General features: G+C 75.2%; 21 protein-coding genes. 18 read left to right on the forward strand and 3 right to left on the reverse strand.

Translation table 11 applies throughout. The annotated features are described in order from the left end of the window. Positions 1–322 precede the first annotated feature (322 nt). On the reverse strand, positions 323–901 hold the full coding sequence (locus ABT299_RS47610; RefSeq protein WP_500254855.1) for a uridine kinase family protein: 579 nt from the start codon (positions 899–901) through the stop codon (positions 323–325). A gap of 36 nt (positions 902–937) precedes the next feature. On the opposite strand from ABT299_RS47610, the gene ABT299_RS47615 reads away from it, so the two are divergent. The 4 genes from ABT299_RS47615 to codA all read left to right on the forward strand — a co-directional run bounded on the left by ABT299_RS47615 (position 938) and on the right by codA (position 6,799). Then, the gene (locus ABT299_RS47615) at positions 938–2,290 is read left to right on the forward strand and encodes a CaiB/BaiF CoA transferase family protein (protein ID WP_500254856.1); all 1,353 of its coding nucleotides are present in this window, start codon (positions 938–940) and stop codon (positions 2,288–2,290) included. Next, positions 2,287–3,858: an acyl-CoA synthetase gene (locus ABT299_RS47620; RefSeq protein WP_500254857.1), complete on the forward strand. Its 1,572-nt coding sequence runs from the start codon at positions 2,287–2,289 to the stop codon at positions 3,856–3,858. Before ABT299_RS47615 ends, ABT299_RS47620 begins: the two co-directional genes overlap by 4 nt. Before the next feature lie 140 nt (positions 3,859–3,998). Continuing rightward, complete coding sequence (locus ABT299_RS47625; RefSeq protein WP_190868124.1) at positions 3,999–5,414, forward strand: cytosine permease; 1,416 nt, start codon at positions 3,999–4,001, stop codon at positions 5,412–5,414. Next, entirely contained in the window at positions 5,411–6,799 is a 1,389-nt protein-coding gene (gene codA, locus ABT299_RS47630) for a cytosine deaminase (RefSeq protein WP_500254858.1), read from the forward strand. The genes ABT299_RS47625 and codA overlap by 4 nt, the downstream gene beginning before the upstream one ends. 189 nt (positions 6,800–6,988) lie before the next feature. Here codA and ABT299_RS47635 read toward each other — a convergent pair whose 3' ends face one another. Then, on the reverse strand, positions 6,989–7,564 hold the full coding sequence (locus tag ABT299_RS47635) for a TetR/AcrR family transcriptional regulator (protein ID WP_500254859.1): 576 nt from the start codon (positions 7,562–7,564) through the stop codon (positions 6,989–6,991). Between the two features lie 87 nt (positions 7,565–7,651). Between ABT299_RS47635 and ABT299_RS47640 the strand changes: the two genes are divergently transcribed. The 12 genes from ABT299_RS47640 to ABT299_RS47695 all read left to right on the forward strand — a co-directional run bounded on the left by ABT299_RS47640 (position 7,652) and on the right by ABT299_RS47695 (position 20,331). Beyond that, entirely contained in the window at positions 7,652–8,290 is a 639-nt protein-coding gene (locus ABT299_RS47640) for an NAD(P)-dependent oxidoreductase (RefSeq protein ID WP_500254860.1), read from the forward strand. 156 nt (positions 8,291–8,446) lie between these two features. Continuing rightward, positions 8,447–9,493 carry an ABC transporter ATP-binding protein gene (locus ABT299_RS47645; RefSeq protein ID WP_500254861.1) on the forward strand — a complete coding sequence of 349 codons (1,047 nt, stop codon included), beginning with the start codon at positions 8,447–8,449 and terminating at the stop codon, positions 9,491–9,493. Continuing rightward, positions 9,490–10,302 (forward strand): ABC transporter permease, encoded by an 813-nt coding sequence (locus ABT299_RS47650; protein ID WP_190868114.1) that lies wholly within the window; start codon positions 9,490–9,492, stop codon positions 10,300–10,302. Before ABT299_RS47645 ends, ABT299_RS47650 begins: the two co-directional genes overlap by 4 nt. 46 nt (positions 10,303–10,348) lie before the next feature. Next, complete coding sequence (locus tag ABT299_RS47655) at positions 10,349–11,695, forward strand: sensor histidine kinase (RefSeq protein ID WP_500254862.1); 1,347 nt, start codon at positions 10,349–10,351, stop codon at positions 11,693–11,695. Next, a complete protein-coding gene (locus tag ABT299_RS47660; RefSeq protein WP_500254863.1) occupies positions 11,692–12,297 on the forward strand; it encodes a response regulator transcription factor in 606 nt (201 codons plus the stop codon). Before ABT299_RS47655 ends, ABT299_RS47660 begins: the two co-directional genes overlap by 4 nt. Before the next feature lie 21 nt (positions 12,298–12,318). After that, positions 12,319–13,482, forward strand: coding sequence for a pyridoxal phosphate-dependent aminotransferase (locus tag ABT299_RS47665; protein WP_500254864.1), 1,164 nt, complete (start codon positions 12,319–12,321; stop codon positions 13,480–13,482). Positions 13,483–13,578: 96 nt separating this feature from the next. Continuing rightward, positions 13,579–13,839, forward strand: coding sequence for an amino acid kinase family protein (locus ABT299_RS47670; RefSeq protein ID WP_500254865.1), 261 nt, complete (start codon positions 13,579–13,581; stop codon positions 13,837–13,839). Between the two features lie 30 nt (positions 13,840–13,869). Further along, on the forward strand, positions 13,870–14,538 hold the full coding sequence (locus ABT299_RS47675) for an amino acid kinase family protein (RefSeq protein WP_500254866.1): 669 nt from the start codon (positions 13,870–13,872) through the stop codon (positions 14,536–14,538). A 44-nt stretch (positions 14,539–14,582) separates the two neighbouring features. Continuing rightward, positions 14,583–15,689 (forward strand): barbiturase, encoded by a 1,107-nt coding sequence (gene bar, locus ABT299_RS47680; RefSeq protein WP_387030203.1) that lies wholly within the window; start codon positions 14,583–14,585, stop codon positions 15,687–15,689. 93 nt (positions 15,690–15,782) lie between these two features. After that, positions 15,783–16,481 carry an SseB family protein gene (locus tag ABT299_RS47685; protein WP_190868105.1) on the forward strand — a complete coding sequence of 233 codons (699 nt, stop codon included), beginning with the start codon at positions 15,783–15,785 and terminating at the stop codon, positions 16,479–16,481. A 51-nt stretch (positions 16,482–16,532) separates the two neighbouring features. Beyond that, positions 16,533–17,288 (forward strand): phytanoyl-CoA dioxygenase family protein, encoded by a 756-nt coding sequence (locus ABT299_RS47690; RefSeq protein WP_500254867.1) that lies wholly within the window; start codon positions 16,533–16,535, stop codon positions 17,286–17,288. 49 nt (positions 17,289–17,337) lie between these two features. Continuing rightward, positions 17,338–20,331 carry a glycine--tRNA ligase gene (locus tag ABT299_RS47695; RefSeq protein WP_500254871.1) on the forward strand — a complete coding sequence of 998 codons (2,994 nt, stop codon included), beginning with the start codon at positions 17,338–17,340 and terminating at the stop codon, positions 20,329–20,331. Here ABT299_RS47695 and ABT299_RS47700 read toward each other — a convergent pair. After that, positions 20,318–21,331, reverse strand: coding sequence for a DUF2332 domain-containing protein (locus tag ABT299_RS47700; RefSeq protein WP_500254868.1), 1,014 nt, complete (start codon positions 21,329–21,331; stop codon positions 20,318–20,320). The genes ABT299_RS47695 and ABT299_RS47700 overlap by 14 nt on opposite strands. A 123-nt stretch (positions 21,332–21,454) precedes the next feature. Here ABT299_RS47700 and ABT299_RS47705 point away from each other — a divergent pair, with 123 nt between their 5' ends. After that, on the forward strand, positions 21,455–23,080 hold the full coding sequence (locus ABT299_RS47705) for an AMP-binding protein (RefSeq protein WP_500254869.1): 1,626 nt from the start codon (positions 21,455–21,457) through the stop codon (positions 23,078–23,080). Next, a partial coding sequence (locus ABT299_RS47710; protein ID WP_500254870.1) for an MFS transporter occupies positions 23,077–24,444 on the forward strand: 1,368 nt, incomplete at its 3' end. The genes ABT299_RS47705 and ABT299_RS47710, both read left to right, overlap by 4 nt.

Here is a 24,444-nt window from a genome sequence, read left to right on the forward strand (position 1 = left end):
CGAAGTCCATCGCGAAGCGACGCCGAAGGCGCCCTTGACTTTGGAGGGGCGGCCCCGTACGCAAGCGCCACCCCACCACCCGAACACCCCATCTCTCCATCTCCCGAGGGCCTCTTCTCTGACCGCATGGCTCCCCTTTTCGGCATGCCCGAACTCGATCAAGCCCGATGGCTATATTTCTTGCTGGGTGCTGCCCGCGGAAGGGCTGTGCGAGCTCCGAGACGAAGCAGCACGTCGTATGCGATCTTCCTGGTATATACGACCTTGAGATGGGCTCTGCGCAATGAAGTGACCCGCGCGTCAAGTAGCAGATCTTCGGGTTTCAGTAGTGCGGCAGCGGCGCGGTTCCGTCAACGAGGAGATCGGCGCGTGCGCGGGTGCCGTCCTCGGCGAAGAAGGCGGTCTCGCGGGCCGACCAGCGGTCCCAGGCGTCGGCGTACTCCAGCCCGTCGCGGTCGATGGCGCGCGCCCGGCGCAGCTCGCGCGGGGCGTCGATCCAGATCCGGTACGCGGCGGGCGACCCCGCCCAGGCCGAGCCGACGCCTTCGACGATGAGGACCGGCGGCGGCGCGATCTCCTCCGGCGGGCCGTACCGGTCGCGGTGCCAGTCGTAGCGGCGCAGCACGGCGGCCCGCCCGGCGCACAGCGGTTCGAGGACGGCACGCCGCAGCGGTGCCCACCAGGTGAGCGGATCGGCGTCCCACGGGACGCGGAAGTCGTCCGACCTGACCACCGGCGCCCTGACGAGGACGGCCGCGAGGTGGTCGGCGAACGTGGACTTCCCGGCGCCGCTCGGCCCGTCGATCGCGATCAGCCGCGCGGGCCCGCAGGACGGCGGCAGCGCGAGGAGCCGCGCGGCGAGCGCGGGGTAGGTCCGGGACGGTTGCGGCACGGACGGCATACTTCCAGGTGCCGGCCCCCCGAAGGAGGACGCCCCTTGCCCGGACCGCTCGAAGGCGTGGTGATCGTCGACCTCAGCCGCGTGGTCGCCGGACCGCAGGCCACGATGGCGCTCGCCGATCTCGGCGCGCGGGTGATCAAGGTGGAGCAGCCCGGGACGGGCGACGAGACGCGCGGCTGGGGACCGCCGTTCGCCGGTGCGGACCAGGTGAGCACCTACTACCTGTCGATCAACCGGAACAAGGAGTCGATCACCCTCGATCTGAAGTCGGACGAGGGGAAGGACACCCTGGCGAGGCTGGTGCGGCACGCGGACGTGCTGGTCGAGAACTTCCGGACCGGTGTGCTGGACCGGCTCGGCTTCCCGGTCGGGCGGCTGCACGAGCTGAACCCGCGGCTGATCGTGCTGTCGATCACGGGGTTCGGGCACGACGGGCCGGAGGGCGGCCGTCCCGGCTACGACGCGATCATGCAGGGCGAGGCCGGGATCATGAGCGTCACGGGCCCGCCGGGGACACCGAGCAAGGTGGGGCTGTCCATCGCGGACATTCTCGCGGCGGGCAACGCCACGTCCGGGGTGCTGGCGGCGCTGTACGAGCGGACGCGGACGGGCCGCGGCTCGGTCGTGCGGACCTCGCTGCTGGCCTCGGTGGTCGGCGCGCACATGTACCAGGGGACGCGGTGGACGGTCGCCGGTGAGGTGCCCGAGTCGGTCGGCAACGACCACCCGACGATCGCGCCGTACGGGACGTTCCGCTGCAAGGACGGCCAGATCCAGATCGGCGTCGCGAACCAGAACCTGTGGCGCAGGTTCGCGCCGCTGGTGGAACTGGACGCCGACGACCCGCGCTACGCGACGATCCCGGACCGGTCCGCGAACCGGGCGGAGCTGACCGCGGACATCGAGCGGGTCCTGGCGGGGGACACCCGGGAGGCGTGGCTGGAGCGCCTGAACGGGGCGGGCGTGCCGGCGGGGTCGATCCGGTCGATCGACGAGGTGTACACCTGGGAGCAGACCCGCTCGCAGGGCCTGGTGATCGAGGTGGAGCATCCGACGCTCGGCCGGATCGAGCTGCCGGGCCCGCCGCTGCGGTTCGACGGCGCCGAGCCGCGCGTGCACACCGCGCCGCCGCTGCTCGGCGAGCACACCGACGCGGTGCTCGCCTGGCTGGCCGAGCAGGACGCTGCGGAACGGCGAGACCCGACAAAACAGCAAGACGTCGCGGAACAGCAGGACTTGGCGGGACAGCGGGACGTCGCGGAACGACGAGACCCGGCGGAACAGCAAGACGTCGCAGAACAGCAGGACCCGGCGCGGCAGCAGGACGTCGCGGAACGGCTGGACGCGGCGGGAGAACGGGACGGCGAGGAGCAGGGGAGAGGCCAGTGAGGGATCTGCTCGGCGAGACGGGCGGGGCGGTGCGGATCGCGGGCCGGGAACTGCCGCGCGAGGAACTGCTCGGCCGGGCGTCGGCCGTCGCGGCGGAGATCGCCGGCGCGGACGCCGTCGCGGTGCACGCCACGGCGAGCGCGGAGACGGTGATCGCGGTCGTCGGCGGGCTCATGGCGGGGGTGCCGGTGGTGCCACTGCCTCCGGACTCGGGCCCCGACGAGCGCGCCCACATCCTCGGCGACTCCGGCGCGGCGCTGCTCCTGGCGTCCCGCGACGCGGACACCGGCGACGGCGGCCCGCCGCTCGTCCCGGTCGACGACCTCCCCGCCACCGCGTCCACGCCCCGGACGTCCGCGACCTCGACGTCCGCGACCTCGACGTCCGCGACCTCGACGTCCGCGAATCCGACGTCCGCGAATCCGACGTCCACGCGCCCGACGTCCGCGAATCCGGCCTCCACGACCCCGGCCTCCACGACCCCGGCCTCCACCACTCCGACGTCCACGACAGGATCCGAGTCAGCCTCCGACGCGACCGCGCTGATCCTGTACACGAGCGGCACGACCGGCGCGCCGAAGGGCGTGATGATCTCCCGTGCGGCGATCGCGGCGACCCTCGACTCGCTGGCGGAGGCGTGGGCGTGGACGCCGGACGACGTGCTGGTGCACGGGCTGCCGCTGTTCCACGTGCACGGCCTGGTCCTCGGCGTGCTCGGCCCGCTGCGGGTCGGCTCCCGGCTCGTCCACACGGGGCGGCCCAAACCGGAGGCGTACGCGGCGGCGGCGAGCGAGGACGGCGGGAGCCTGTTCTTCGGCGTCCCGACGGTGTGGTCCCGGCTGGCGGCCGACCCGGCGTCCGGCGAGGCGATGCGTGCGGCGCGGCTGCTGGTGTCCGGCAGCGCGCCGCTTCCGGTGCCCGCCTTCGAGCGGCTGGAGGCGCTCACCGGGCACCGTCCGGTCGAGCGCTACGGCATGACCGAAACGCTGATCACCGTCAGCGCGCGCGCAGACGGCGAGCGCCGTCCCGGCTACGTCGGCCTCCCGTTGCCCGGCATCGAGACGAGGCTCGTGGCCGAGAACGGCGCCCCGGTTGCGCGCGACGGGGAGACGCCCGGCGAGCTGCACGTCCGTGCCCCGCACCTGTTCAAGGGCTACCTGAACCGTCCGGAGGCGACGGCGAAGTCGTTCGCCCCGGACGGCTGGTTCCGCACGGGCGACATCGCGACGATCGGCCCGGACGGCTGGCACCGCATCGTCGGCCGCGCGTCCACCGATCTGATCAAGAGCGGCGGCTACCGGATCGGCGCGGGCGAGGTCGAGAACGCGCTGCTCGCGCACCCGGCGGTGCGCGAGGCGGCCGTCGCCGGGACGCCGCACGACGATCTCGGCGAGCAGGTCACCGCCTATGTCGTCGCGGACGGCGTGACGGAGCGGCAGCTCATCGACTTCGTCGCGGGGCGGCTGTCGGTGCACAAGCGGCCCCGCGTCGTCCACCTGGTCGGGTCGCTGCCCCGCAACGCGATGGGCAAGGTCGTCAAGACCCGCCTCGGCGAAATCGAGCCCTAGCCCGGCGCCACCAGAAGCAAGGGAACTCGCGGACGCCGGAAGCATATGGAAACGCCGGAAGCCGGGGTGCGACTGAGCCGGCGGACGCCGGGGAGACCAGCGGACGGAGCATTTCGGGCTGACCAGTAAGGTCGTGGCCTGTGTCCAGCTCAGCGTCCCCCGGCTCCGGTCAATCCGCCGCCGCGCACTCGCTCGATCCCGTCCCGCCGCAGGCCCGCGAGTCGACAGCGGGGCACCAGTTCTGGATCTGGTCCGGCGCGAACATCGCGCCGATCAACTGGGTGCTCGGGGCGCTCGGCATCAAGCTCGGGCTGAGCCTGGCCGACACGGTCGGCGTGCTGGTCGCCGGGAACCTCGTCGGGATGGCGGTCTTCGGGCTGTTCGTGCTGATGGGGCAGCGGACGGGCGTCACCCAGATGGTGCTGGCCCGGTCGGCGTTCGGGCGGCGCGGCGCGTACCTGCCGGCCGCGCTGCAGGGCGTGATGTCGGCGGGCTGGTGCGCCGTCAACACCTGGATCGTGCTGGACCTGGTGATGGCGCTGCTCGGCCAGGTCGGGGTGCACGGCGGCACCGCCCTGAAGATCGTCGTGGTGCTGGTGATCATGGGGCTGCAGGTGTGGATCGCCGCGTCCGGCTTCCACGCGATCGCCGCGTTCGAGAAGTGGACCGTTCCCGTCACGCTGGCCGTGCTCGCCGCGATGACCGTCGTGGCGTGGACGAAGACCGGCGTGCACTGGGACCACCAGGGCCAGGGCCTCACCGGCACCGACCGGCTGTCGGCGATGACGACCGTGATGACGGCGATCGGGGTCGGCTGGGGCATCACCTGGTTCGCCTACGCCTCCGACTACTCGCGGTTCGTGCCGCGCGAGGTGCCGCGCCGCCGGCTGTACGCGGCGAGCGTCCTCGGCCAGTTCGTGCCGGTCGTGTGGCTCGGCGTGCTCGGCGCGTCGCTGGCGACGGTGAGCGCGACCACCGACCCCGGCAAGCTGATCGTGGACGCGTTCGGCGCGCTCGCGATCCCGGTGCTGCTGCTGGTCGTGCACGGCCCGATCGCCACGAACATCCTGAACGTCTACAGCTGCTCGCTGTGCGCGCAGACCGTGGACTGGCACGTGTCCCGCAAGGCGATCTCCTACGGCGTCGGCGTGTTCGCCGCTGCGTTCACGATCCTGCTGATCTTCCAGGAGGACTTCGCGAACACCCTCGACGCGTGGCTCGGCGGCCTCGTCACCTGGGTGGTGCCGTGGGCGTCGGTGATGGCCGTCCACTTCTACGCCGTCCGCCGCCAGAACGTGGACGTCGACGCGCTCTACGATCCGCCTGGACGGTCCCGGCTGGGCGACTTCCGGTGGGACGCGCTGATCTCGTTCGTCCTCGGCGCCGCCGCGACGTGGGCGTTCCAGTACGGCGTCCCGAAGGCGCTGCAAGGTCCGGCGGCGCGCGCGCTGGGCGGAATCGACCTGTCCTGGTTGGCCGGGGCCTTGGTCGCCGGGATCCTGTACTTCGTCCTGTCGGCCCGGCGCGGCCGGGCGTGGGAAGGGAGCCCCGCATGAAGCTCGTGACCAACGCCCGCCTTGCCGGGCGGGACGGCCTCCACGACATCGAGATCGACGGCGACCGGTTCGGACGCGTCGCGCCGGCGGGCGAGCTCGCCGGGACCCTGCCGGCCGGCGCCCCCGATGGACCAGGAGACGCCCCCGACGGACCGGCCGGCGCCCCCGACGGACCGGCAGGCGCCGCCGGCGGACCGGCAGGCGCCGCCGGCGTGCTGGTGGACGCGGCCGGCGGCCTGGTGAGCCCGCCGTTCGTGGAGCCCCACGTCCACCTCGACACCACCCTCACCGCCGGTGAGCCGCGCTGGAACGCGTCCGGCTCCCTGTGGGAGGGGATCGCGGTGTGGAGCGAGCGCAAGGCCGACCTCACCCGCGACGACGTCGTGTCCCGCGCGACGGAGGTGCTGCGCTGGTACGCGGCGAACGGCGTGCTCCACGTCCGCAGCCACGTGGACGTCACCGACCCGGGCCTGGTCGCGCTCGACGCGATGCTGGAGGTCCGCGATCGGGTGAAGGACGTCATCGGGCTGCAGCTCGTCGCGTTCCCGCAGGAGGGCATCTGCTCCTTCGAGAACGGGCCGGAGTTGCTGGAGGAGGCGGCGCGGCGCGGCGTGGACGCGGTCGGCGCGATCCCGCACTTCGAGGACACCCGCGAGGACGGCGTCCGCTCCCTGGAGATCGCCTTCGACATCGCGCAGCGGTACGGGCTGCTGCTGGACGCGCACTGCGACGAGATCGACGACGAGCAGTCCCGGTTCGTGGAGGTGCTCGCGACCCTCGCCCGGCGCGGCGGGCTCCGCGACCGCGCCACCGCGTCCCACACCACCGCGATGGGCTCCTACAACGGCGCCTACTCCTACAAGCTCCAGCGGATCCTGGCCCGCTCGGGCGTCAACCTCGTCTGCAACCCGCTCGCCAACCTGTGCCTGCAGGGCCGGTTCGACGCCTACCCCAAGCGGCGCGGCCTCACCCAGGTGAAGGAGATGCTCGCCGCCGGGGTGAACGTCGCGTTCGGGCACGACGACGTCATGGACCCGTGGTTCCCGCTCGGGACGGCGTCGTCGCTGCAGGTCGCGCTGGTCGGGATCGCCGCCGCGCAGCTCACCGGCGCCGCCGAGATCGACGAGGCGTTCGCGATGGTGACGGACCGGGCCGCGCGGGTCCTCGGCCTCGGCGACGGCTACGGGATCGCGCCCGGCCGCCCGGCGAACCTGGTCGTGCTGCCCGCGTCGTCGCCGTACGACGCCGTCCGGCGGCAGACCCGGCCGTCCCACGTCGTCGCGCGCGGCCGGATCGTCGCCGAGACCCCGCCCGCGGTCACGCGGCTGACGTGGCCGGGCCGCGACCCCGAGGACGTCGACTTCGTGCGGACCCGCGACCGCTAGGAGCCCCCACCGCTAGGAGGCCCCACCGCTAGGAGCCCCACCGCTAGGAGCCCCACCGCTAGGAGGCCCCACCGCTAGGAGCCCCACCGCTAGGAGGCCCCACCGCTAGGAGCCCCACCGCTAGGAGGCCCCACCGTTACAGCCCCGCTGGTACACCCCCGGCCAGCACACTCCCGCTGGGGGAGCCGTTCAGGGGAGCAGGACGGGGAGCAGGGGCCGGACGAGGGCGGCGGCGGCCGATTCCGGCAGGTCGGGCGCGTCCGGCGGCGCCGCGAAGTAGTGCAGGAAGCCCTGCTGGAAGCAGCCGCCCATCAGCAGGGCGGCGGCGGCCGCGGTGTCGGCGCCCGCCGCGACGCGGCCCAGGTCGCGCTCGGCGTCCAGGTACCGGGTGAGCGCCCGCACCGGCTCCTGCGGGCCCGCGCCGTACTGGCGCAGCGCCTCCCGGCTCGCCGCCATCAGCTGCGGCTGCGCGGCCATCGACGCCATCATCGGGAACGCCCGCCGGTAGAAGGCGAGCCCGCCGTGCACGACGCCGACCAGGTTGGCCTCCACGGTCGCCTCGCCCGCGACGGCCCTCGCCGTGAACGCCGGCATCCGCTCCTTGAGCACGGCCAGCATCAGCTGCTCCTTGTCGCGGAAGTGCTTGTAGAGCAGCGCCTCGGAGTACCCGGAGGCCTTCGCGATCTCCTTCGTGGTGGCGCCCGCGACGCCGCGCTCGCGCATGACGTCCGCCGCCGCGTCCAGGATCCGCTCGCGCGCGGTCATCGGCCCGCCCCCTTGACAGTGAGTGAATGCTTACTCATTCTAGGGGTTAGTAAATGTTCACTCACCCCCATCGGGGAGGAATCCGGGATGAGAATCACCGTCTTCGGCGCGACCGGGGGCATCGGCACCCGGCTCGTCCGCCGCGCGCTGGACGCCGGGCACGAGGTCACCGCGGTCGTCCGCAACCCGGGCGGGATGCCCGCCGACCTGCGCGACCGCGCCGCCGTCGTGCAGGCGGACATCATGGACCCCGCCGCGATCGAGGGGGCGGTGAAGGGCGCGGACGCCGTCTTCAGCGCCATGGGCGCGCGGAGCATCGGCCCGACCACCGTCTGCAGCGAGAGCTCCCGGAGCGTCATCGCCGCCATGCGCGCGACCGGTGCCGGCCGGTTCCTCATGGTCAGCATGGGCGCGATCGCGTCCGAGCCGGGCGACGACCCGCTCACCCGGTACGTCGTCAAGCCGCTGATCCTCGGTCGGATCCTGCGCTACAGCATCGCCGACATGCGGGTGGCCGAGGCCCAGGTGCGCGACTCCGGGCTCGACTGGACGATCGTCCGCCCGCCCCGCCTCACGAACAAGGAGGGCCGCGGCCGCTACCGCAAGGCCGTCGACCGCAGCGTGACCGGCGGCTACAGCATCACCCGCGACGACGTCGCCAAGGCCCTGCTCGACCTCGCCGGCGACCTGCCGTCCATCGGCCACGTGATCTCCATCGCGGGCTGAACCGCTGCGGACGCGGCAGGCGCGGCAGGCACAGCGGGCGCGGCAGAGGGCGGCGGGGCGGCATGACAGGTGTCATGCGGAACACCTGACAGGCGCCGCCCGAACCGGTGACACGTCCTTCTACCGGCGCCCGCCGCGGCCCGCGACGCTGGGGGCATGGACGAGACCCCACCCATCAGCGTCGACGGCCTGCGCCAGCGGTACGGGGACTTCGAGGCCGTCGCCGGGATCTCCTTCGAGGTCGCGCCGGGCGAGTTGTTCGCGCTGCTCGGCACCAACGGCGCGGGCAAGACGACGACCCTGGAGACGCTCGAAGGGCACCGGCCCGCCCAGGGCGGCACCGTCCGGGTCCTCGGACGCGACCCGTACCGGGAGCGCCGGGCCGTCCGGCCCCGGATCGGCGTCATGCTCCAGGACGGCGGGTTCTTCCCCGACCTCACCGTGGCCGAGACCGTGGACCGCTTCCGCGGCTTCACGCCGGAGCCGCGGCCCCGCGACGAGGTGCTCGGTCTCGTCGGGCTCGCCGAGCGGGCGGGCGTCCGGGTCCGGCAGCTGTCCGGCGGGCAGAAGCGGCGCCTGGACCTCGCGCTCGCCCTGCTCGGCCGTCCCCGCGCGCTGTTCCTGGACGAGCCGACGACCGGCATGGACCCCGAGGCCAGGCGCGCCACCTGGCGGATCGTCCGGGACCTCGTCGCCGCCGGTACCACCGTCCTGCTGACCACCCACTACCTGGAGGAGGCCGAGCACCTCGCCGACCGCCTCGCGATCATGCACCGGGGCCGGATCGAGACCGCCGGGACGGTCGCCGAGGTCGTCGCCGGGCACGGCGACCGGATCGGCTTCCAGGTGCCCGAGCGGCTGCGGGTCGCCGAACTGCCCGCGCTGCGCGGCGCCCGCGCGGACATCGCCGTGGACGGGGGCCGCGCCGTCGCGTCCTACACCGTCACCGAGGCCGGACTCCAGAGCTGCCTGTACGAGCTGCTGCGCTGGGCAGACGAGCACCGCGTCGAGTTGCGCGGCTTGCAGGCACGCAGCGCCTCCCTTGAGGACGTCTTCCTCCGCACGTCCTCCGGCGCGCGAGAGAGAAACGCACACGGAACCGGCGCCGAGCAGACCAGCGCCGAGCAGATGGCTTCCGGGGCGGCCGGCGCTGGAGCGGCTGGCGCTGGGGCGGCCGGTGCGCTGGAAGGAGCGTCCCGATGACGATGCCCCGCCCCATGGCCGGCGGCGCCGCCCTCCGCGTCGCGCGCCTCGACCTCATGCTGCTGTGGCGCAACCGGACCGCCCTGTTCACCGCCGCCGGGCTGCCGGTGCTGTTCGCCGCGCTGCTGTTCCCCGCGCACGGGCAGAAGGCCGGCGGCATGGACGCCGCGCTGCTCCAGGGCACCGGCCACCTCGGCTTCTTCCTCCTCTTCGCGGTGTTCATGAACCTGGTGAACGTCTTCACCGCCCGCCGCGAGGACCTGACGCTCAAGCGGCTGCGCGGCACCGCGCTCGGCGACGCCGACATCATCGGCGGCGGCGTCCTGGCCGCGACCGCCATGTACGCCGTCCAGGTGCTGGGCCTGCTGGTGCTGCTCGGCACCGCGCTCGGCGGCCGGTTCCCCGCCGACCCGCTCCTGCTGGCGGCGGGCCTCGCGGGCGGCGCGGCCGTGTTCGCGGTGCTCGCCTTCGCCGTCTCCGGCCTCACCCCGAACGCCGAGCTGGCCCAGCTCACCGTCCTGCCGATCATGTTCGCCTGCCTGGCGGGCGCCGGGGTGATGTTCCCGCTGGACGGGCTGCCCGCCGCGGCGGAGGAGGCGTCCCGCTGGCTGCCGCTGAGCCCCGTCGTCGAGATCACCCGCACGGCCTACTTCGGCCGCGACTTCCACGACCACGCCGCCCACGCGCCCGTGGGGTTCGCCGGCGGCTGGGCGGCCTGCCTGCCCTCGTTCGCGGTCCTCGCGGTGTGGCTCGGCGCCGGCCGCGCCATGGCGGGCCGCTGGTTCCGCTGGGAGCCGCGGCGCGCCTGACCCGGAGCGCCCCGCGGTTACAGTCGAGAAGTAAGGAGGACGGGACATGACGGTCGCGACCACGGCGGACCTGGAGGCGCAGGACACCCGCAGGCTCGAGCGCTACCGCCGGGTGACGCACCGCTCGTTCCTGTGCGCCGCCGCGGGCTTCCTGGCGCCGGGCCTCGCCGGGCTGGCGGCGGCCTACGGCGACGGTACCGTCGGCATCCCCCTCGCCGCCCTCGTCATCGCCGGCATGGGCCTGCTGACCTGGTACTACGCGCGGCTCGTCCGGGCCGCGCTGGAGGGCGGGGGATCCCGACGGGACGTCGTGCTCAGCGGCGTGCTGACCGCCGCGCTCAGCGCGATGATGGTCACCAGCCCGCTGTTCAGCGTCGTGTCGGTGTTCTGGGTGTCGGCGGTGGTGCTGGCCCCGATGAGCCGCCGCCGGGTCGTCGCGATCTGCGTCGGCACCGGCGCCGCCGGCGGGGTGTACGCGACCGTCGCCGCCCACTTCCTGTACCCCGGCGGGGACATGCCCTGGTACGGGCTGCTGCCGGTCATGGTCCTGATCTACACGGGCACGTGCGGGCTCGTGGCGTTCGTCAACCGCTACCAGCGCCGCATGTGGGACCTGCACCAGGAGACGCACGCCGCGCGGGACGCGCTCGCCCGCCTCGCCGTCACCGAGGAGCGGCTGCGCTTCTCCCGCGACCTGCACGACCTGCTCGGCCACAGCCTCTCCCTGATCGCGGTGAAGAGCGAGCTGGCCATGCGGCTGGCGGACGCCGACCCGGCCCGCGCCGGCGCGGAGATGGCCGACGTGCAGCGCGCGGCCCGCGACGCGCTGCGCGAGGTGCGCGCCGCCGTGCACGGCTACCGCGCCGTCGAGCTGGACGCCGAGCTGGCCGGGGTGCGGGCGGTGCTGGAGGCCGCCGGGGTCCGGTGCGACGCCGGGGCCGTGCCGGACGGGCTGCCGCCCGAGGTCCGCTCCGTGCTCGCCTGGGTGATCCGGGAGGGCGCCACCAACGTGATCAAGCACAGCGAGGCCCGGCACTGCGCCGTCGCGCTCACCGCGTACGGTGGCTCCGTGGTGCTGGAGATGCGCAACGACGGCGTCCGCGGCGACGCGGACGCGCACCGCGAGGGGACCGGCGGGGCGGGGCTGACCGGCCTCGCCGAGCGCGCCGCCGTGGTCGGCGGCGAGGTCACCGCGGGCCGGCACGGCCGCGACGGCTTCCTGCTGCGCGCCGTCGTCCCGCTGCCGCGCACCGTGCCGGACGGCCCGCCCGCCGCCGAGCCGCCCGCCGCCGAGCCGCCCGCCGCCGAGCCGCCCGCCGCCGAGGAGCCCCAGGCCCCGGAGACGGCACAGGCCGAGACGGCGCGGGCGGCGGCCGGGGGGAGCGGCCGGTGATCCGGATCCTGCTCGCCGACGACGAGCACCTCATCCGCGGCGCCGTCGCAGCGCTCCTCGGGCTGGAGGCCGACCTGGAGGTCGTCGCCGAGGCCGGCCGCGGCGACGAGGTCGCCGCCGCCGTCGCCGCGCACGATCCCGACGTCGCCGTCCTCGACATCGACATGCCCGGCGCGGACGGCCTCACCGTCGCCGAGGACCTGGCCGCCGCGGGCGCCCGCTGCGCGGTGTGCATCCTCACCAGCTTCGGCCGCCCCGGGTACCTGCGCCGAGCGATGGCCGCCGGGGTCCGCGGCTTCGTCGCCAAGGACGCGCCGACGCAGGAGCTGGCCGCCGCGATCCGCAAGGTCCACGAGGGCGGCCGCTACCTGGACGCCGAGCTCGCCGCGACCGCCATGGCCGCCGGCGACAACCCGCTGACCGAGCGCGAGCGCGAGATCCTCCGGCTCACCGGCGCCGGCACCGGGACCGCCCGCATCGCGACGCTGCTGCACCTGTCGGAGGGCACCGTCCGCAACTACCTCTCCACGGCGATGAGCAAGCTCGGCGAGCCGTCCCGCTTCGCCGCCGTCCGCGCCGCCCAGGAGATGGGCTGGATCTGACGCCCCCCGTAGGCTGGTGCCGTGACTGAGCCTCTGGTGCCGCGGATGCGGGAGTTCGGCGAGACGATCTTCGCGGAGATGTCCGCGCTGGCCACGGCCACCGGGTCGATCAACCTGGGGCAGGGCTTCCCGGACGAGGACGGCCCGAAGGCGATGCTGGACGTGGCGGTCGAGACGATCCGGTCGGGCGGCAACCAGTACCCGCCGGGGCCGGGGGTGCCGGAGCTGCGCGAGGCCGTGGCGGAGCAGCGGCTGGAGCGGTACGGGCTGTCGTACGACCCGATGTCCGAGGTGTACGTGACCGTGGGCGCGACGGAGGGCATCGCCGCGTCCGTGCTGGCGCTCGCCGGGCCGGGCGACGAGGTCATCGTGTTCGAGCCGTACTACGACTCGTACGCCGCCGTGATCGCGCTGGCCGGGGCGGTGCGCAGGCCGGTCATGCTGCGCCCGGTCGAAGGCCGCTTCACGTTCGATCCGGACGAGCTGCGCGCCGCCGTCGGCCCGCGCACCAGGGCGGTCCTCGTGAACTCGCCGCACAACCCGGCCGGGACGGTGTTCACCCGCGGCGAGCTGGAGGCCATCGCCGCCGTCTGCCGCGACCACGACCTCGTCGCGATCACCGACGAGGTGTACGAGTACCTGACCTTCGACGGCACCGAGCACATCCCCCTCGCCACGCTGGACGGGATGCGGGAGCGGACGGTGTCGGTGTCGTCGGCGGGCAAGACGTTCTCCGCCACCGGCTGGAAGACCGGCTGGATCACCGCGCCGGCCCGGTACGTGCGGGCCGTCCAGACCGTCAAGCAGTTCCTCACCTACGCGGTCAGCGCCCCCTACCAGCGGGCCGCCGCGTACGCGCTGGCGAACGAGACGGCGTGGGTCGGGGAGCTGCGCGCGTCGCTGCAGGCCAAGCGCGACCGGCTCGTCGCCGGGCTGGAGGCGGCCGGCTTCACCGCGTACCGGCCGCAGGGCACCTACTTCGTGCAGGCCGACATCCGGCCGCTGGGCTTCTCCGACGGGCTGGAGCTGGCGCGGGCGCTGCCCGCCAAGGCGGGCGTCGTCGCGATCCCGACGCAGGTGTTCTACGACCACGCCGACGCGGGCGCCCACTTCGTCCGGTTCGCGTTCTGCAAGAAGGACGAGGTCATCGACGAGGCGGTGGAGCGCCTCCGCCGGCTCGCCTGAATCTCGCCGGGACGGGCGGAGATTGCCGAACGGGCGGCGTTCCTTGGGCTGGTTTCGCCCATGAGCGCCGCCCGCCGCGCGGCTAGCGTTCGGGCCGTGGGCCGGAACGGGGACTCGCTCGACGGCGAGCGGATTCTGATCGCGCTCGGCGGCAACGCCATGACCGCGGCGGACGGCAGCGCGACGCCGGACGCGCAGGCGGCGGCGATCGAGGTCGCGATGCGGCACGTCGCGGAGCTGGTGGCGGCGGGGGCGCGGGTCGCGCTGACGCACGGCAACGGCCCGCAGGTCGGCAACCTGCTGATCAAGAACCAGATGGCGGCGGGGGTGGTGCCGCCGGTGCCGCTGGACTGGTGAGGCGCGCAGACGCAGGCCACCGTCGGCGTGATGGTCATGAACGCGCTGGAGCGGGCGCTCGCCGCGCGCGGCGCGCCGCGCCCGGTGTCGACGGTGGTGACGCGGACGCTGGTGGACGCCGCCGACCCCGGATTCGCCGACCCCGCCAAGCCGGTCGGCCGGTACTTCCCGGCGGACGAGGCGCGGCGGTTCGCCGCGCTCGGCCAGGCGTGGCGGCCGTTCGGCGACCGGGGGTGGCGGCGCGTCGTCGCGTCCCCGGAGCCGCTCGACATCCTGGACGCGGGCGCGGCGGCGCTGCTGCTGGAGGCCGGGCACGTGGTGGTCGCGGCGGGCGGCGGGGGAGTGCCCGTGGTGCGGGCGGGCGGGGCGCTGCGCGGCGTCGAGGCGGTCGTCGACAAGGACCTGGCGGCGCAGCTGCTGGCGTGCCGGCTCGGCGCGTCCACGCTGGTGATCGCCACGGACGTGGAGCACGCGGTGGCCGGGTTCGGCACCCCGGCGGCGCGGCCGCTGCGCCGCACCACGGCCGCCGAGCTGGCCCGGCTGGCCGCCGCCGGGCACTTCGCGGCCGGCAGCATGGGCCCGAAGGTGGAGGCGGTGCGGCGGTTCGTCGCGGCGGGCGGCCGGCGCGCGGCGATCGCGTCGCTGGCCCGGCTCGGCGCGGCGGCGCGCGGCCGGGCCGGGACGGTCGTGGAGGCGTGACCCGGGGTAGAGACCGATCAGCAGAGCAGCCGAGGAGCGACGACGTGCCCGATCCCATCGAAGTCCGCAAGATCCCCATCGAGAGCGTGACCGACGCGTCCGGGCTGGCCCGGCTGATCGACGACGGCGTGCTGGAGGCCGACCGCGTCCTCGCGGTGGTCGGCAAGACCGAGGGCAACGGCGGCGTGAACGACTACACGCGGCTGCTGGCCGACCGCGCGTTCCGCGAGGTGCTGGTGGCGAAGGGCACCCGCCCGGCGGACGAGGTGGCGCGGGTCCCGCTGGTGTGGTCGGGCGGCACCGACGGGGTGCTGAGCCCGCACGCCACCGTGTTCGCCACCGTCGACCCGGCGAAGGCGCCGCGCACGGACGAGCCGCGCGTGTCGGTCGGCGTCGCGATGAGCGAGGTCATCCTGCCCGAGGACATCGGCCGCCCGGCGATGGTGGAGACGGTCGCCGCCGGGGTCCGCGACGCGATGAAGACCGCCGGGATCGACGACCCCGCCGACGTCCACTACGTGCAGACCAAGACGCCGCTGCTCACCCTCGACACGATCAACGACGCCAAGTCGCGCGGCCGCGACGTCGTCACCGAGGACACCCTGAAGTCGATGGACATCTCCAACTCGACGACCGCGCTCGGCATCGCCGTCGCGCTCGGCGAGATCGAGACGCCGTCGGCCGACCAGATCCACAAGGACCTGTCGCTGTTCTCGTCGGTGGCGTCGTGCTCGTCGGGCGTGGAGCTGGACCGGGCGCAGATCGTGGTGGTCGGGAACGTGCGCGGCATCGGCGGCCGGTACCGCGCCGGGCACGGTGTGATGAAGGACGCACTGGACGCCGACGGCGTCTGGGACGCGATCCGCTCGACCGGCCTGGAGCTGCCGGAGCGGCCCCGCACGGCCGACCTCGGGGACCGGCTCGTCAACGTGTTCATCAAGTGCGAGGCGGACCCGTCCGGATCGGTGCGGGGCCGCCGCAACATCATGCTGGACGACTCCGACGTGCACTGGCACCGGCAGATCAAGGCGTGCGTGGGCGGCGTCGCGGCGTCGGTCACGGGTGATCCGGCGGTGTTCGTGTCGGTCGCGGCGGTGCACCAGGGCCCGTCCGGCGGCGGCACCGTCGCCGCCATCGCCGACCTCGGCTGAGCGCGCCGCGCCGCCCGTCCGTGGCGGTGCCGGATACAGGGAGTATCCGGTTCGGTACCCATGGCGGTCACCGGAGGCTATAGCCTTCCTGCCGTGTCCGGACTGACCATTCCCGAACCCCAGTTCCCCGGGGACGACGGCAGCGCCGATCCCCGGCTGTGCGAGGCCCTCACGGGATACGCGGCCGGGCGCGTCGGCCCGCACGCGGTGCTGCGGCGGCTGCAGAACACCCGGCTGCTCGTGCCGATCGTCGCCGTCCTCACCGAGGAGGAGGACGTCGAACCCGGAGAGCTCCGCCGGGAGAAGTCGAGCGACATGGCGCTGCCCACGCTGATCGGCGACGACGGCCGGCGCGGCGTGCTCGGCTTCACCTGCATGGACACGATGAAGGCGTGGCGCGCCGACGCCCGCCCCGTCGCCGTCCGGGCCGGCGACGCCTGCCGCGCCGCGCTCGACGAGGGCGCGGACGCGCTGGTCGTGGACGTGGCGGGGCCCGTCCCGTTCGCGGTGGAGGGGCTGCGGCTGCACCTGCTCGCCGAGGGGCGGCCGATCCCGCCGCCGCACGAGGACCCCGACGTGCTCGCCGCCGTCGACGCGGCGTTCGGCTCCGACCCGGCCGTCACCGGCGTCCGGCTCACCGAGGGCACGTCCGCGGAGCTGGCCGTCCGGTTCGCGGTGGTGCCCGGCCACGACGAGCGCGTGACGGTGCAGCGGGTGTCGGACCGGCTCGCCGAGGTGCTGCGTGGCCGGATCGTCGGCGGCGTCGAGCTCAGCGTCGTCCGGCGGGGCTGACCGCCCGGAAAACCACTGGCGCCCGGCGGGCGCCGTCGGCATCCTGGGCCGATGCACGAGATCGACCCCGACGCCTTCATCGCCGACGGCTTCGTCCGGGTGGCGGAGGCGTTCCCCCGGGACCTCGCCGCCGAGTGCCGCGCGATCCTCTGGCGCGACACCGGCTGCGACCCCGACGACCCCTCGACCTGGACCAGGCCGGTGATCCGGCTCGGCGGGTACGGGCAGCCGCCGTTCAAGGCGGCCGCGAACACCCCGCGCCTGCACGCCGCGTACGACGCGCTCGCGGGGAAGGGCGCGTGGGAGGCGCCGGGCGGCCTCGGCACGTTCCCGATCCGGTTCCCGAGCGACGAGGCCCCCGGCGACGACGGCTGGCACATCGACGCGAGCTTCCCCGGCGACGACCCGGACGACTTCATGGGGTACCGGGTGAACCTGGCCTCCAGGGGCCGGGCGCTGCTGATGCTGTTCCTGTTCTCGGACGTGGGCGAGGACGACGCCCCCACCCGCGTCCGCGTCGGCTCCCACCTGGACGTCCCGCCGCTCCTGGAGCCGGCGGGCGACGCGGGCGTCTCCTTCATGGACATCGCGCGCGAGGCCGTCCCCGCGTCCGAGCACCGTCCCGTCGCCCTGGCGACCGGACGCGCCGGCGACGTGTACCTGTGCCACCCGTTCCTCGTGCACGCCGCCCAGCCGCACCGCGGCACGCGGGTCAGGTTCATGGCGCAGCCGCCGCTGTCGCCGTCGGGGCCGCTCCCCGAGACGTCGCCGGTCCGCACGGCGATCCAACGAGGTCTCGGGCGCTGACGCATCTACGCTTGGCGCTCGACCCGTTGGGAGAAACACCGTGCTGACCATGCAGGACGCCCTCATCCGGCTCACCGCCCACTGGGCGGCGCACGGCTGCCTCGTCGGGCAGCCGATGAACACCGAGGTCGGGGCGGGCACGCTCAACCCGAACACCGCCCTGCGCGTCCTCGGTCCCGAGCCGTGGCGCGTCGCCTATGTCGAGCCGAGCGTCCGCCCGGACGACTCCCGCTACGGCGACAACCCGAACCGGCTGCAGACCCACACCCAGTTCCAGGTGGTCCTGAAGCCGGAGCCGGGCGACGCGCAGGAGCTGTACCTCGGCAGCCTCGCCGCGCTCGGCGTCGACCTGCGCGCCCACGACGTCCGGTTCGTCGAGGACGACTGGGCGTCGCCGGCGCTCGGCGCGTGGGGGCTCGGCTGGGAGGTGTGGCTGGACGGGCTGGAGATCACCCAGTTCACCTACTTCCAGCAGTCCGGCGGGATCGCGCTGGACCCCGTCTCGGTCGAGATCACCTACGGCATGGAGCGCATCCTGATGGCGCTGCAGGGCGTGTCCCACTTCAAGGACATCGCCTACGCGCCCGGAATCTCCTATGGGGAGGCGTTCGGGCAGGCCGAGTACGAGATGAGCCGCTACTACCTCGACGACGCCGACATCGCCGCGAACCGGGGGCTGTTCGAGACGTACGCGGCCGAGGCGCGCCGGATGCTGGACGCGCGGCTGCCCGTCCCCGCCCACTCCTGCGTGCTGAAGTGCTCGCACGCGTTCAACGTGCTGGACGCGCGCGGCGCGATCGGCACCGCCGAGCGGGCCCGCGCGTTCGCGCGGATGCGGGGACTCGCCCACGAGGTCGCCGCCCTGTGGGTCGAGCGCCGCGCCGAGCTCGGCCATCCGCTCGGCGACGCCACCGTTCTCCAGGTCGCCCTGGAGAAGTCGGTCCTTCCCGAGATCGCCGCACCGGCCGCGTTCGCGCTGGAGATCGGCGTGGAGGAACTGCCGCCGGGCGAGGTGCGGCCCGCGGCGGAGGCCGTCGCGGAACGGCTGCGCGACGGGCTGGAGGAGGCGGGCCTGCTCACCGACGCCTCCGAGGTCGAGGCGTTCTCGACGCCCCGCCGCCTCATCGTCGTCGTCCGGGACGTGGAGCCGAGGTCCCCGGACACCGAGGAGGTCGTGAAGGGGCCGAGGCTCGCCGCCGCCTACGACGCGTCCGGGGAGCCGACGCGGGCGCTGCTCGGGTTCGCGCGCGGGCAGGGCGTCGACGCCGCCGACGTCCGGAAGGTCACCGTCGGCGGCAAGGAGTACGCGGCGCACGTCCGAAAGGTCGCCGGGAAGCCCGCCGCGCACGTCCTCTCCGGGCTGCTCCCCGAGATCGTCTCGGGGCTGCGCGCCGGCAAGAACATGCGCTGGAACCTCCCCGGCCTGTCGTTCGCCCGCCCGGTCCGGCGGGTGCTGGCCCTGCTGGGGCACCGGCAGATCATGCTGGACGAGCTGAACCAGGGCAGGATGACCGACGTCCACCGCGCCGCCGAGCCCTCCCGCGTGCCGGTGCCGGACGCGCTGTCGCTGATCGGCGTCCTCCGCGAGCACGGCATCGAGCCCGACCCGGCGCGCCGCCGCGCCCGCATCGTCGAGGACGCGCGGGACCTCGCCGCCCGCCACGGCGGGACCGTCGACGTCGCCGCCGAGCAGGACCTCATCGAGGAGATCGTCGACCTGGTCGAGGAGCCCGTCGCGATCCTCGGGTCGTTCGACGCGGCCTACCTCGACCTGCCCGAGGCGGTCCTCACCACGGTCATGCGCAAGCACCAGCGGTACCTGCCGGTGCGCGGGAGGTCCGGCGGGCTGCTGCCGCACTTCGTCACCGTCGCCAACGGCGAATGCGACCGCGACGTGGTCCGGGCCGGGAACGAGGCCGTCGTCCGCGCCCGCTACGAGGACGCCGCGTTCTTCTTCCGGCAGGACCTGCGCAGGACGCCGGACGAGATCAGGCGGGGCCTGGACCGGCTCACCTTCACCGAACGGCTCGGCTCCATGGCCGACCGGTCGGCCCGCATCGCCGCGATCGCCGCCGGCGTCGCCGACCGCGCCGGCCTCGGCGGGGACGAGCGTACGGTCCTCGCCCGCGCCGCCGCGCTCGCCAAGTTCGACCTGGCCTCGTCCATGGTGATCGAGCTGCCGGGCCTCGCCGGGACGATGGCCCGCGAGTACGCCCGGCGCGCCGGGGAGGACGCCGCCGTCGCGGACGCCCTCTACGAGATGGAACTGCCGCGCTCGGCGGGCGACGCGCTCCCCGCGACGGCCGCGGGCGCCGTCCTCGCCGCCGCCGACCGGCTCGACCTGCTCGCCGGGCTGTTCGCCGCGGGCGCCGCGCCGACCGGCGGGTCCGACCCGTTCGGGCTGCGCCGCGCCGCGCTCGGGCTGACCGCGGTCCTGCGGGCCGTCCCGCGGCTGGCGCCGCTCACGGTCGGCGAGGGGCTGGCGATCGCCGCGCGGCACCAGCCCGTCGAGGTGCCGCCGGACGCGCTCGCCGAGGCGGAGCGGTTCACCGCGCGGCGGCTGGAGCAGAGCCTGCTGGACGAGGGGCTGCCGATCCCGGTCGTGCGGGCCGTCCGGCCGCTCGCCGGCGCCCCGGCGCGCGCCGCCCGCGCCGCGTCCGACCTGGTGGGGCTGCTCCGCACGGACGAGTTCGCGCGGCTCACGACGGCGCTGCAGCGGGTGCTGCGGATCGTCCCCGAGGGGACGGAGGCCGGCTACGACCCCGCCCTGTTCGCCGAGCCCGCCGAGGGCCGCCTCGCCGAGGCGTTCGCCCGGCTCCGCGACGGGCTCGCGCCGCGTCCCGCGCTGCCGGAGTTCGCGGCGGCCGCGGCCGGGCTGCCCGGCCCGGTCGACGCCTACTTCGACGACGTCATGGTGATGGACCGGGACCCGCGGCTGCGCGCCAACCGGCTCGGGCTGCTCGCCGCGATCCGCGACCTCGTCGCGCCCCTCCTCGACTGGCGCGAGATCGGCCAGGACGCGAGATCGGCTAATACCAGGTGACGGGGAGCCCGTGCGGCGGGCCCTCGCCGAGGACCCGCCGCTCGCCGCCCGGCCACAGCCGCAGCGTCAGCAGCGGGGTGCCCTGGATGTGCGTGCCCTCGGGCGGCTCGAACGCCAGGTGCGCGACCGGCGCCTCGCGGGTCGCCGCCGCCCCGGCCGCCTCGACGTGCCGGTGGACGCGCGCGGCCTCCTCGTCCGGCAGGTACTGGATCATGACCGAGTGCCAGACGACGGTGGCCGCGCCGCGCTCGGGGGCCAGGCCGTCCAGGAAGTCCCCGGCGCCGGCGCGCACCACCTCCGCCGGGACCCGCGCCGCCACCTCCAGCGCCGCCCGCAGCCGCTCGACGCGGGCGGTCTGGTCGGGCCACACGTAGGACAGCAGCCGCCGCCGCGCCTCGGGCGCGGCCGGGTCGAGCGGGGCGAGGTCGCAGCCGAGCCGGGACGCGATCCGCAGCGGGACGGCGGCCGGGGGAGCGCCGCGCCACGCGTCCGGCAGCACGACCGGCGAGTCCGGCCCGTACCCGCCGCCCTCGAACAGCAGCCGGTAGCGGTCGGCGCGCAGGTTCAGCCCGGCGCTCGCGCCGATCTCCAGCAGCCGGACCGGCAGCCCGGTCGCGGCGGCGACCGCGAGCAGCCCGCCGAGCAGCGGCGCGGCCCGGCCGACCTCGTTGGTCTGCGGCGGGTCGGCGAGCCCCGCGCGGACCTCGGCCGCGTGCCGCGCCAGCACGTCGCGGAACGCGGGCCACGCCGCGCGCGGGTCCGCGGTCCCGCCGGCGGTCGGGTAGTGCGCCGCGAGGGCGGGCGCCCGGCCCTCCAGGACGATCCGGTGCACGGTGCCGAGCATCCGCAGCGCCAGCGCGCTGGACGCCCGTCCCGCGAGCACCTCCGCGACCGGGCCGCCGGCGTCCGCGTCGTCGGCCGCCCGCGCCAGCAGCTCCGCGTACATCGGCGATCCCTGCCCGGCGCACACCCGCGCCTGGGCGAGCAGTTCCTCGCGCACCCCGCCACCTCCCGGCCTCCGCCGGTCCGCCCGTTCGGCGGCCCCGTCTTCGTCAACAGTCACCGTTGTCGCGGCCCGCGTCCCCGGTCATGATCAAAATACCTGGGATGGAAGGGGTCAAAGGTGACGAACCTCCACGATGGACCGGAGTACCGCGCGCGCGGGTGGTGGCGGGACGGGACGTTCCTGGACGACCTCGCCGCGCGGGCCGCCGCGGCGCCGGACCGGCCGGCAGTGGTCAGCCACTTCTGGGAGACCGCCGGCGGTCCCGACACCGTGCTGACCTGGGCGCGGCTCGCCGAGCGGGTGGAGCGCTGCGCCGCCGGCCTCGCCGCGCTCGGCGTGCGGCCGGGCGACCGGGTCGCGATGCAGCTGGTCAACCAGTGGCAGGCGACCGTCCTCGCGCTCGGCTGCGGCCGCGCGGGCGCGGCCGTGGTGCCGTACTACATCGCCTCCGGCGCCGCCGACACCGAGTGGATCCTGCGCGAGTCGGGGGCGTGCGCGGTGGTGTCGCTGGACGAGGTCCGCGGCCTCGACATCGCCGCGACCATCGCCGGGATGCGCGACCGGCTGCCCGCGCTGCGGCACCAGATCGTCGTCGGCGGGAAGGTCCCCGAGGGCGCGATCGGCTTCGAGGACGGGCTGCTGGCGTCCGGCGCGGCGCCGCCCGAGCACCGTCCGGGCGGCGACGACGTCTTCCAGATCATGTACACGTCGGGAACGACCGGCCGCCCCAAGGGCGTCCGGCACTCCTTCAACACCCTGTACGCGATGGCGCGCTCGTTCACCGTCCCGCTCGGCCTCGGCCCGGACGACGTGCTGTCCACCCCGTGCATCGTCGGCGGGCAGGGCGGCTGGCTGTACGGGATGCTCGCGCCGCTCGTCGCGGGCGCGACGGCCGTGTGGGCGGACGCGTTCAAGCCCGGCGACTTCCTCGACCTCGCCGCCGAGTACGGGATCACCACCGCGTACTTCACCCCGCTGATCCTGGACGAGCTGGTCACCGAGCAGCGCGAGAACCCGCGCCCGCTCGCGCTGCGGCACATGGTCACCGGCTCCACCCCGATCCCGCCCGGCCTGCCCGCGCGGTTCCGCGAGACGTTCGGGTTCCCCGTCCGCCCGCTGTGGGGGATGACCGAGAACGGCGGCGTCACCATCGGCCGCGCCGGCGACCCGCCGGACTGGGCGGCGCGCAGCGACGGGCGGCCGGTCGACTGGATGGAGGTCCGGCTCGTCGGCGAGGACGGCGCGCCGGTCGACGGGCCGGGGCGGCTGGAGGTGCGCGGCGCGAACCTGTGCCTCGGCTACGAGGGCGCCGACGACGTCTTCGCCGCGTCGCTGCACGACGGCTGGTTCGTCACCGGCGACCTCGCCCGGCCGGACGGCCGCGGCGGCATCAAGATCATCGGCCGCACCAAGGACATGATCAACAAGGGCGGGCTGCACGTGCCCGCCGTCGCCGTCGAGGAGGTGCTGCGCGCCCACCCGCGGGTCGCCGAGATCGCGGTCGTCGGCGAGCCCGAGCCGCTGCTCGGCGAGACCGTCGTCGCCGTCGTCGTGCCGGACGGCGAGCCGCCCGCGCTGGAGGACCTGCACCGCCTCGTCCGGGAGGCGGGGATGACCCCCGGCTACGAGCCGGACCGGCTGGAGGTCGTCGCCGAGCTGCCGAAGACGCCGACCGGGAAGGTCCGCAAGCGCGAGATCGAGGAGGGACTCGCCCGCCGGGCGAGCACCGCCGCCGCGCCGTGACCCCGTCCCGGCGCCGCGCGCTGGCGCTGACGTCGGTGATCCTCGCCAACGTGATGGCGGTGATCGACTACAACATCGTCAGCGTCGCGATCCCGCGGCTGCTGCGCGCCTTCCCCGGCAGCACCCTCGCCGGGCTGTCCTGGACGATCACCGGCTACACCGTGGTGTTCGCCGCCGTGCTGCTGCCCGCCGGCGGCATGGCCGACCGGCTCGGGCCGAAGCGGATCTTCCTGACCGGGCTCGCGGTGTTCACCGCCGGGTCGGCCGCCTGCGCGCTGGCGCCCGGCCCGGCGGGGCTGGTGCTCGCCCGGATGCTCCAGGCCGTGGGCGGCGGCGCGGTCGTCGCCCTCGCGATCTCCGTCGGGCTCAGCGAGTTCCCCGGCCGCGCCGGGCACGCCTTCGGGCTGCTCGGCGCGGTGGCGGGGATCGCCGGCGCGAGCGGGCCCGCGCTCGGCTCGGCGCTGATGGCGCTCGGCGGCTGGCGGTGGATCTTCCTGATCAACCTGCCGCTCGGCGCGCTCGCGCTGGCCTGCGGCGCCGCCGGCATCCCGCCCGGGACGCGGACCGGGCGGGGCCTGCCCGACCTCGCGGGGGTGGCGCTGCTCGCGGGCGGCGTCGCCGCGCTGGTGCTCGGGCTCGTGCAGGGCCCCGACTGGGGCTGGACGGCCCCCGCGGTCCTCGGCGCCGCCGCCGGCGGCACCGCGCTGACCTGGCTCGGCGTGCGCCGGGCGGCGCGGCACCCGCGTCCGGCCGCGGACTTCGCGCTGCTGCGCGCCAGGTCGACGGCGGCCGGGAACGCGGCCATGGCGCTGATGAGCGTCACCCAGTTCGCGGTCGCGCTGTGCGTCGCCCTGTACCTCACCGAACGCTGGGGCTACTCGGCGCTCACCGCCGCGCTCGCCCTCACCCCGGGCCCGCTCACCTCCGCCGCGGTGTCCTGGTGCGCCGGGCCGCTCGTGCGGTGGGCGGGCGCGCGGTCCGTGGCCGTCGCGGGCGGCCTCACCGGCGCGGCGGGCTGGTGCTGGCCGGTCGCCGCCGAGGCGTCCGGCGCGGGCCGCGCCTACGCCGCGGTCGTCCTGCCCGCGCTCGTCGTCGGCACGGCCGGGATGGCGGCCACGGCGGTCGCGGTCGAGACGATCGCGATGGAGGCCGTCCCGCCCGCCCGGTACGGCAGCGGCAGCGCGCTGATCATGCTGGCGCGCTCGGCGGGCGCCGCCGTCGGCATCGGCGGGCTGGCCGCCGTCCTGCACGAGCCGTCCGCGCGGGGGTTCGACGCCGCCTGGGCCGGGCTGGCCGCCGGAATGCTCGCCGCGGCGCTCGCGGGCGCCGCCGGCACGCGCGGCGCCCGCGGCCGGGAAAGCGGC

This window comes from Spirillospora sp. NPDC000708, from assembly GCF_040299565.1.
Lineage (GTDB): Bacteria > Actinomycetota > Actinomycetes > Streptosporangiales > Streptosporangiaceae > Spirillospora.

Bases quoted from the DNA above. Each gene is read 5' to 3' on its own strand.
- ABT299_RS47675 (WP_500254866.1), top strand. From the start codon at position 13,870: ATGGTCATGAACGCGCTGGAGCGGGCGCTCGCCGCGCGCGGCGCGCCG.
- ABT299_RS47650 (WP_190868114.1), top strand. From the start codon at position 9,490: ATGACGATGCCCCGCCCCATGGCCGGCGGCGCCGCCCTCCGCGTCGCG.
- codA (WP_500254858.1), top strand. From the start codon at position 5,411: ATGAAGCTCGTGACCAACGCCCGCCTTGCCGGGCGGGACGGCCTCCAC.
- ABT299_RS47695 (WP_500254871.1), top strand. From the start codon at position 17,338: ATGCAGGACGCCCTCATCCGGCTCACCGCCCACTGGGCGGCGCACGGC.
- ABT299_RS47610 (WP_500254855.1), bottom strand. From the start codon at position 901: ATGCCGTCCGTGCCGCAACCGTCCCGGACCTACCCCGCGCTCGCCGCG.
- ABT299_RS47645 (WP_500254861.1), top strand. From the start codon at position 8,447: ATGGACGAGACCCCACCCATCAGCGTCGACGGCCTGCGCCAGCGGTAC.
- ABT299_RS47640 (WP_500254860.1), top strand. From the start codon at position 7,652: ATGAGAATCACCGTCTTCGGCGCGACCGGGGGCATCGGCACCCGGCTC.
- ABT299_RS47655 (WP_500254862.1), top strand. From the start codon at position 10,349: ATGACGGTCGCGACCACGGCGGACCTGGAGGCGCAGGACACCCGCAGG.
- ABT299_RS47635 (WP_500254859.1), bottom strand. From the start codon at position 7,564: ATGACCGCGCGCGAGCGGATCCTGGACGCGGCGGCGGACGTCATGCGC.
- ABT299_RS47690 (WP_500254867.1), top strand. From the start codon at position 16,533: ATGCACGAGATCGACCCCGACGCCTTCATCGCCGACGGCTTCGTCCGG.